Origin of the sequence: Escherichia sp. E4736 (genome assembly GCF_005781225.1) — a bacterium.
Lineage (GTDB): Bacteria > Pseudomonadota > Gammaproteobacteria > Enterobacterales > Enterobacteriaceae > Escherichia.
This window is the reverse complement of sequence record NZ_VATT01000057.1, coordinates 1-7,890: the sequence shown is the minus strand read 5'-3', so window position 1 is coordinate 7,890 and position 7,890 is coordinate 1. Positions and strand designations below refer to the sequence as shown.

The 7,890-nt window shown below is 54.1% G+C and carries 6 protein-coding genes; 4 read left to right on the top strand and 2 right to left on the bottom strand.

Annotated features, from left to right (window positions below):
* Window positions 1-145: 145 nt before the first annotated feature.
* Both fadA and fadB read right to left on the bottom strand, forming a co-directional pair.
* Window positions 146-1,309 carry an acetyl-CoA C-acyltransferase FadA gene (gene fadA, locus FEK46_RS22950; RefSeq protein ID WP_135559133.1) on the bottom strand — a complete coding sequence of 388 codons (1,164 nt, stop codon included), beginning with the start codon at window positions 1,307-1,309 and terminating at the stop codon, window positions 146-148.
* 9 nt (window positions 1,310-1,318) lie between these two features.
* Window positions 1,319-3,508: a fatty acid oxidation complex subunit alpha FadB gene (fadB, locus tag FEK46_RS22945; protein WP_135559132.1), complete on the bottom strand. Its 2,190-nt coding sequence runs from the start codon at window positions 3,506-3,508 to the stop codon at window positions 1,319-1,321.
* Window positions 3,509-3,697: 189 nt separating this feature from the next.
* Here fadB and pepQ point away from each other — a divergent pair, with 189 nt between their 5' ends.
* From pepQ to hemG, 4 genes are read left to right on the top strand one after another with little or no spacing between them, the layout of a single operon-like run.
* Complete coding sequence (gene pepQ, locus FEK46_RS22940; protein ID WP_135559131.1) at window positions 3,698-5,029, top strand: Xaa-Pro dipeptidase; 1,332 nt, start codon at window positions 3,698-3,700, stop codon at window positions 5,027-5,029.
* Window positions 5,029-5,643, top strand: a complete 615-nt coding sequence (locus FEK46_RS22935) for an IMPACT family protein (protein ID WP_001296979.1) — start codon at window positions 5,029-5,031, stop codon at window positions 5,641-5,643. Before pepQ ends, FEK46_RS22935 begins: the two co-directional genes overlap by 1 nt.
* Before the next feature lie 38 nt (window positions 5,644-5,681).
* Window positions 5,682-7,133: a Trk system potassium transporter TrkH gene (gene trkH / locus FEK46_RS22930; RefSeq protein ID WP_000545680.1), complete on the top strand. Its 1,452-nt coding sequence runs from the start codon at window positions 5,682-5,684 to the stop codon at window positions 7,131-7,133.
* Between the two features lie 11 nt (window positions 7,134-7,144).
* Window positions 7,145-7,690: a menaquinone-dependent protoporphyrinogen IX dehydrogenase gene (gene hemG, locus FEK46_RS22925; RefSeq protein WP_130209490.1), complete on the top strand. Its 546-nt coding sequence runs from the start codon at window positions 7,145-7,147 to the stop codon at window positions 7,688-7,690.
* Window positions 7,691-7,890 lie beyond the last annotated feature (200 nt).

Genomic DNA, 7,890 nt, shown 5'->3' with positions numbered 1-7,890 from the left:
ATAGTCCTGAACCGTAGGCCGGATAAGGCGTTTATGCCGCATCCGGCAAACAATGCCCGATGCGACGCTGGCGCGTCTTATCGTGCCTACAAATAGTCCTGAACCGTAGGCCGGATAAGGCGTTTACGCCGCATCCGGCAAGTGTTTAAACCCGCTCAAACACCGTCGCAATACCCTGACCCAGACCGATACACATCGTCGCCAGACCAAACTGGGCATCTTTACGCTCCATCAGATTCAGCAGCGTGGTACTGATACGAGCACCTGAACAGCCCAGCGGATGACCCAGCGCGATCGCGCCACCGTTGAGGTTGATCTTCTCGTCGATCTGCTCCATCAGCCCCAGATCTTTAATGCACGGTAGGATCTGCGCGGCAAAGGCTTCGTTCATCTCAAACACACCGATATCGCTGGCAGATAGCCCCGCTTTTTTCAGCGCCAGTTTTGAGGCCGGGACCGGGCCGTAACCCATAATCGACGGGTCACAACCGACGACCGCCATCGAACGCACGCGGACGCGCGGCTTAAGACCTAATTCACGGGCGCGGCTTTCACTCATCACCAACATGGCAGCTGCACCATCGGAAAGCGCAGAAGATGTACCCGCCGTTACCGTACCGCTGACGGGATCAAACGCCGGACGCAGCGTGGCGAGGGCTTCCACGGTGGTTTCCGGGCGAATCACTTCGTCGTAATTAAACTGCTTCAATACGCCGTCGGCATCGTGACCACCGGTCGGGATGATTTCATTTTTAAATGCGCCCGACTGCGTGGCGGCCCAGGCGCGGGCGTGTGACCGCGCGGCAAAGGCATCCTGCATTTCACGGCTGATACCGTGCATACGCGCCAGCATTTCTGCCGTTAAGCCCATCATGCCCGCCGCTTTGGCGACATTGCGGCTCAGGCCGGGGTGAAAATCGACGCCGTGACTCATCGGCACATGGCCCATATGCTCCACGCCGCCAACCAGGCATGCCTGTGCATCGCCAGTCATGATCATTCGTGCTGCATCATGCAGTGCCTGCATGGATGAACCACACAGACGGTTGACGGTAACCGCCGGGACAGAGTGTGGTACTTCAGCCAACAGCGCCGCGTTACGGGCGATATTAAAACCCTGCTCCAGCGTCTGCTGCACACAGCCCCAGTAAATATCGTCGAGGGCCGCCGCTTCCAGCGCCGGATTACGCGCCAGCAAGCTACGCATTAAATGAGCGGAGAGATCTTCCGCACGTACGTTACGAAAAGCACCGCCCTTCGAACGGCCCATCGGGGTGCGAATTGCATCGACAATGACAACCTGTTCCATTGTGACTCCTTAAGCCGTTTTCAGGTCGCCAACCGGACGGGCTGGCTCAACCGAGGGATAGTACGGTTCGTTATGACGCGCTTTATTACGCAGACCTTCCGGCACTTCGTACAGCGGGCCGAGGTGCTGATATTGCTGTGCCATATCGAGGTATTTTGCGCTGCCGAGGGTGTCCAGCCAGCGGAACGCACCGCCGTGGAACGGAGGGAAGCCCAGGCCGTAGACCAGCGCCATATCCGCTTCTGCCGGAGTGGCGATAATGCCCTCTTCCAGGCAGCGGACCACTTCGTTGACCATCGGGATCATCATGCGGGCGATAATCTCTTCCTCGCTAAAATCACGCTTCGGCTGGCTGACTTCTGCCAACAGATCGTCAACGGCGGCGTCTTCTTCTTTCTTCGGCTTACCTTTGCTGTCTTCTTTATAACGCCAGAAACCGAGGCCGTTCTTCTGACCAAAGCGGTTGGCATCAAACAGCGCGTCGATGGCATCGCGATAATCTTTCTGCATCCGCTGCGGGAAGCCTGCTGCCATGACAGCCTGAGCGTGATGCGCGGTGTCAATGCCCACAACATCCAGCAGATATGCCGGACCCATCGGCCAGCCAAACTGTTTTTCCATCACTTTGTCGATCTTGCGGAAGTCCGCGCCGTCGCGCAGCAACTGGCTGAAACCGGCGAAGTAGGGGAACAACACGCGGTTAACAAAGAAGCCGGGGCAGTCGTTAACCACAATCGGCGTTTTGCCCATCTTGCTCGCCCATGCGACGACTTTCGCAATGGTTTCGTCGGAGCTTTTCTCGCCGCGAATAATTTCCACCAACGGCATTCGGTGGACCGGGTTAAAGAAGTGCATCCCGCAGAAGTTTTCCGGACGTTCCAGCGCGTTGGCCAGTTCGCTGATAGGAATGGTTGAAGTGTTAGACGCCAGCACGGTATCCGGGCGTACTTTCTGCTCGGTTTCTGCCAGTACGGCTTTTTTCACTTTCGGGTTTTCGACAACCGCTTCTACCACAACATCCACGCGGTCAAATCCGGCGTAGTCGAGCGTTGGGTGGATCGTGGAGATCACGCCAGCCAGTTTTAGACCATCGATCTTGCCGCGCTCAAGCTGCTTGTTCAGCAGTTTCGCGGCTTCGGTCATGCCGAGGGTTAACGACTTGTCGTTGATATCTTTCATGACAACCGGCACGCCTTTCCACGCGGACTGGTAAGCGATGCCGCCACCCATGATGCCTGCGCCCAGTACAGCGGCCTGTTTCGGTGTTTCAACGTCTTTGGTGAGTTTCTTCGCTTTGCCTTTTACATATTGATCGTTAAGGAAAATGCCGACCAGTGCGCGGGCTTCGTTGGTATGCGCCAGCGGGACAAAGCTTTTGTTTTCCAGATTTAATGCTTCTTCACGACCAAAACGGGCCGCAGCTTCAATGGTTTTTACTGCGGTGATGGGGGCCGGATAATGTTTCCCCGCCGTTTGTGCGACCATCCCTTTAGCGATGGTGAAGCTCATGGTGGCTTCAATCTTGCTCAGTTTTAGCGGTTCCAGCTTCGGCTGACGTTTTGCTTTCCAGTCGAGGTCGCCGTTAATGGCCTGGCGTAAAATCGCCATCGCCCCTTCAATCAGTTTTTCTGCTTTGACTACGCCATCCACCAGACCGATTTTCAGCGCCTGATCCGCGCCGACATCTTTACCGGCGGCAATGATTTCCAGCGCACTGTCAGCGCCCAGCATACGTGGCATACGTACAGAACCGCCAAAGCCCGGCATGATGCCCAGTTTGGTTTCCGGCAGACCGATGCGCAGATCCGGCGTCGCCAGACGATAATCGGTCGCCAGTACACATTCGCAGCCACCGCCCAGCGCATAGCCGTTGACGGCGGCAATGGTCGGCACCGGCAGATCTTCCAGGCGATTAAACACGCTATTGGCAAAATGCAGCCACTGGCTTAACTGTTCTTCAGGAACGAGGAACAGGGACAAAAATTCGGTGATATCAGCACCGACGATAAAGGCTGCTTTGTTCGAACGCAGCAGCAGCCCTTTTAGATCTGATTGCTGTTCCAGTACACCGATGGCCTCGCCGAGGCTGGCGACGGTCGCAGTGTTGAGTTTATTAACTGAACCTGGGGCATCAAATACCAGTTCGGCAATGCCATCTTCCAGCCAGTCAAGGTACAGGGTGTCGCCTTTGTAAAGCATGTCAGTCTCCTGAATCCGCAAGGTGATCTGGTCGTACCAGATGCATTGAAGTGTGTATTTTGTGTTAAAAATATGCAAACAAAAGATTAAAGAAATGCCGATCTGATCACGCTCGGCAGAAATCACGCTCTGGATGAACGATGTGCTAAGATGCGGAGACTTAAGGTCAAAAAAACAGAAGGGTAAAAAATGGAATCACTGGCCTCGCTCTATAAAAATCATATAGCTACCTTACAAGAACGGACTCGCGATGCGCTGGCGCGCTTCAAGCTGGATGCGTTATTTATTCACTCCGGCGAACTGTTCAACGTTTTTCTCGACGATCATCCCTATCCGTTTAAAGTGAACCCGCAATTCAAAGCGTGGGTGCCGGTAACTCAGGTGCCAAACTGCTGGTTGCTGGTGGATGGCGTGAACAAGCCGAAACTGTGGTTCTATCTGCCAGTTGATTACTGGCACAACGTCGAACCGCTGCCGACCGCCTTCTGGACTGAAGATGTGGACGTGATCGCGCTGCCGAAAGCCGATGGCATTGGTAGCCTGCTGCCTGCTGCGCGCGGCAATATTGGTTATATCGGTCCGGTGCCGGAACGTGCGCTGCAACTGGGCATTGAGGCCAGCAATATCAACCCGAAAGGGGTGATCGACTACCTGCATTACTACCGCTCCTTCAAAACCGAGTACGAACTGGCCTGTATGCGTGAAGCGCAGAAAATGGCGGTCAACGGTCATCGCGCGGCAGAAGAAGCGTTCCGTTCTGGCATGAGCGAGTTCGATATCAACATTGCCTATCTGACCGCGACCGGTCATCGTGATACCGACGTACCTTACAGCAACATTGTGGCGCTCAACGAACACGCTTCGGTGCTGCATTACACCAAACTGGACCATCAGGCACCGGAAGAGATGCGTAGCTTCCTGCTGGATGCCGGGGCAGAATATAACGGCTATGCGGCTGACCTGACCCGAACCTGGTCGGCAAAAAGCGACAACGACTACGCACAGCTGGTGAAAGACGTTAATGATGAACAACTGGCGCTGATCGCCACCATGAAAGCAGGCGTCAGCTATGTGGATTACCACATCCAGTTCCATCAGCGCATTGCCAAACTGCTGCGTAAACATCAAATCATCACCGATATGAGTGAAGAAGCGATGGTCGAAAACGATCTCACCGGACCGTTTATGCCGCACGGTATCGGCCATCCGCTGGGCCTGCAGGTGCATGACGTAGCAGGTTTTATGCAGGATGATAGCGGTACGCACCTCGCGGCACCGGCAAAATATCCGTACCTGCGCTGCACCCGTATTCTCCAGCCGGGCATGGTGTTAACCATTGAGCCGGGTATCTACTTCATCGAATCGTTGCTGGCACCGTGGCGTGAAGGGCAGTTCAGCAAACACTTCAACTGGCAGAAAATTGAAGCACTGAAACCGTTCGGCGGCATTCGTATCGAAGACAACGTGGTGATCCACGAAAACAACGTGGAAAACATGACCCGGGATCTGAAACTGGCGTGATGGAAAGCTGGTTAATTCCTGCGGCACCGGTCACGGTCGTTGAAGAGATCAAAAAAAGCCGCTTCATAACGATGTTGGCGCATACCGATGGCGTTGAGGCGGCGAAAGCGTTTGTTGAATCGGTGCGGGCAGAACACCCCGATGCCCGCCACCATTGTGTGGCGTGGGTGGCGGGTGCGCCGGATGATTCTCAACAGCTGGGTTTCTCTGACGACGGGGAACCGGCGGGCACGGCAGGTAAACCGATGCTCGCCCAACTAATGGGCAGCGGCGTCGGGGAAATTACCGCTGTGGTGGTGCGCTACTACGGCGGCATATTGCTTGGCACCGGTGGGTTAGTGAAAGCGTATGGCGGCGGCGTGAATCAGGCGTTGCGCCAGCTAACGACCCAACGCAAGACGCCATTAACCGAATATACTTTGCAATGTGAATATAGTCAGTTAACCGGCATTGAAGCGTTGCTGGGGCAGTGTGACGGCAAAATTATCAACAGTGATTATCAGGCATTCGTTCTGCTGCGGGTGGCGCTTCCAGCGGCGAAAGTGGCTGAATTTTCCGCAAAGCTGGCGGATTTTAGCCGTGGTTCATTGCAATTGTTAGCGATTGAAGAATAATCCCCACTTCGTTTTGCAGAACTAAGGAAGCGGCAGAGATGCATTTTCGCGCCATTACCCGAATCGTTGGACTACTGGTCATCTTATTCTCAGGGACAATGATTATCCCTGGGCTGGTAGCACTCATCTACCGGGATGGGGCGGGCCGCGCATTTACCCAGACCTTTTTTGTCGCCCTCGCTATTGGCTCCATGTTGTGGTGGCCTAACCGTAAAGAGAAGGGCGAACTGAAATCCCGTGAAGGGTTTCTGATCGTGGTGCTGTTCTGGACCGTGCTGGGTAGCGTCGGTGCGCTCCCTTTTATCTTCTCGGAAAGCCCGAACCTCACGATTACCGATGCGTTTTTTGAATCTTTCTCCGGCCTGACCACCACGGGGGCCACTACGCTGGTGGGGCTGGATTCGCTCCCTCACGCAATCCTCTTTTATCGCCAGATGCTGCAATGGTTTGGCGGGATGGGGATCATCGTGTTGGCGGTTGCGATACTGCCTATCCTCGGCGTTGGTGGTATGCAGCTCTATCGCGCGGAAATGCCCGGCCCGCTGAAAGATAACAAAATGCGTCCGCGAATTGCGGAAACGGCGAAAACCCTGTGGTTGATTTATGTCTTGCTGACCGTCGCCTGTGCACTGGCGCTGTGGTTTGCTGGAATGGATGCCTTTGATGCCATCGGTCATAGCTTTGCGACAATCGCTATTGGCGGCTTCTCGACTCATGATGCCAGCGTCGGATATTTCGATAGCCCGACTATTAACACTATCATTGCTATCTTCCTGCTGATCTCCGGCTGTAACTACGGTCTGCACTTTTCACTGTTAAGTGGGCGTAGTCTGAAGGTCTACTGGCGCGATCCGGAATTTCGCATGTTTATCGGCGTACAGTTTACGCTGGTGGTTATTTGTACCCTCGTGCTGTGGTTTCATAATGTCTACAGTTCGGCGCTGATGACAATTAACCAGGCATTTTTCCAGGTGGTGTCGATGGCGACAACCGCCGGGTTTACGACTGATAGCATTGCCCGCTGGCCGCTCTTTTTGCCGGTACTGCTTTTATGTTCAGCTTTTATCGGCGGTTGCGCCGGGTCAACGGGCGGTGGCCTGAAAGTGATCCGCATCCTGCTGCTGTTCAAACAGGGAAACCGTGAGCTGAAACGACTGGTGCATCCGAACGCCGTCTATAGCATTAAGCTGGGGAATCGCGCACTGCCGGAACGTATCCTCGAAGCCGTTTGGGGATTTTTCTCCGCCTATGCATTGGTGTTTATTGTCAGTATGCTGGCGATAATCGCCACGGGCGTGGATGACTTTTCTGCCTTTGCCTCGGTTGTTGCGACATTGAATAACCTGGGGCCAGGGCTTGGCGTGGTTGCTGATAACTTTACCAGCATGAACCCGGTGGCTAAATGGATCCTGATTGCCAACATGCTGTTTGGTCGTCTTGAGGTCTTTACATTGCTGGTGCTCTTTACCCCGACTTTCTGGCGTGAATGATGGAGTAATACGTGAAAACATTAATTCTTTTCTCAACAAGGGACGGACAAACGCGCGAGATTGCCTCCTACCTGGCTTCGGAACTGAAAGAACTGGGGATCCAGGCGGATGTCGCTAATGTGCACCGCATTGAAGAACCACAATGGGAAAACTACGATCGCGTGGTGATTGGCGCTTCTATTCGCTACGGTCATTACCATTCTGCGTTCCAGGCATTTGTCAAAAAGCATGCCACCCGACTGAACTCAATGCCGAGCGCCTTTTACTCCGTCAACCTGGTGGCACGCAAGCCGGAGAAGCGGACTGTGCAGACCAACAGCTACGCACGAAAGTTTCTGATGAGTTCACAATGGCGCCCCGATCGCTGTGCCGTTATTGCCGGGGCGCTGCGTTATCCACGCTATCGTTGGTACGACCGCTTTATGATCAAGCTGATTATGAAGATGTCAGGCGGAGAAACAGATACGCGCAAAGAGGTTGTCTATACCGATTGGGAGCAGGTCGCGAATTTTGCCCGAGAAATCGCTCAATTAACCAACAGATCGGCGTCGAAATAAGCATAAAGAATAAAAAACGCGCATTCGGAAAATTATTTTAAATTTCCTCTTGTCAGCTCAGAATAACTCCCTATAATGCGCCACCACTGACACGGAACAACGGCAAACACGCCGCCGGGTCAGCGGGATTCTCCTGAGAATTCCGGCAGAGAAAAGCAAAAAAAATGCTTGACTCTGTGGCGGGAAAGCGTATTATGCAC

Coding starts and splice junctions, on each gene's coding strand:
- fadA (WP_135559133.1), bottom strand. CDS start 1,309: ATGGAACAGGTTGTCATTGTCGATGCAATTCGCACCCCGATGGGCCGT.
- FEK46_RS22935 (WP_001296979.1), top strand. CDS start 5,029: ATGGAAAGCTGGTTAATTCCTGCGGCACCGGTCACGGTCGTTGAAGAG.
- pepQ (WP_135559131.1), top strand. CDS start 3,698: ATGGAATCACTGGCCTCGCTCTATAAAAATCATATAGCTACCTTACAA.
- trkH (WP_000545680.1), top strand. CDS start 5,682: ATGCATTTTCGCGCCATTACCCGAATCGTTGGACTACTGGTCATCTTA.
- fadB (WP_135559132.1), bottom strand. CDS start 3,508: ATGCTTTACAAAGGCGACACCCTGTACCTTGACTGGCTGGAAGATGGC.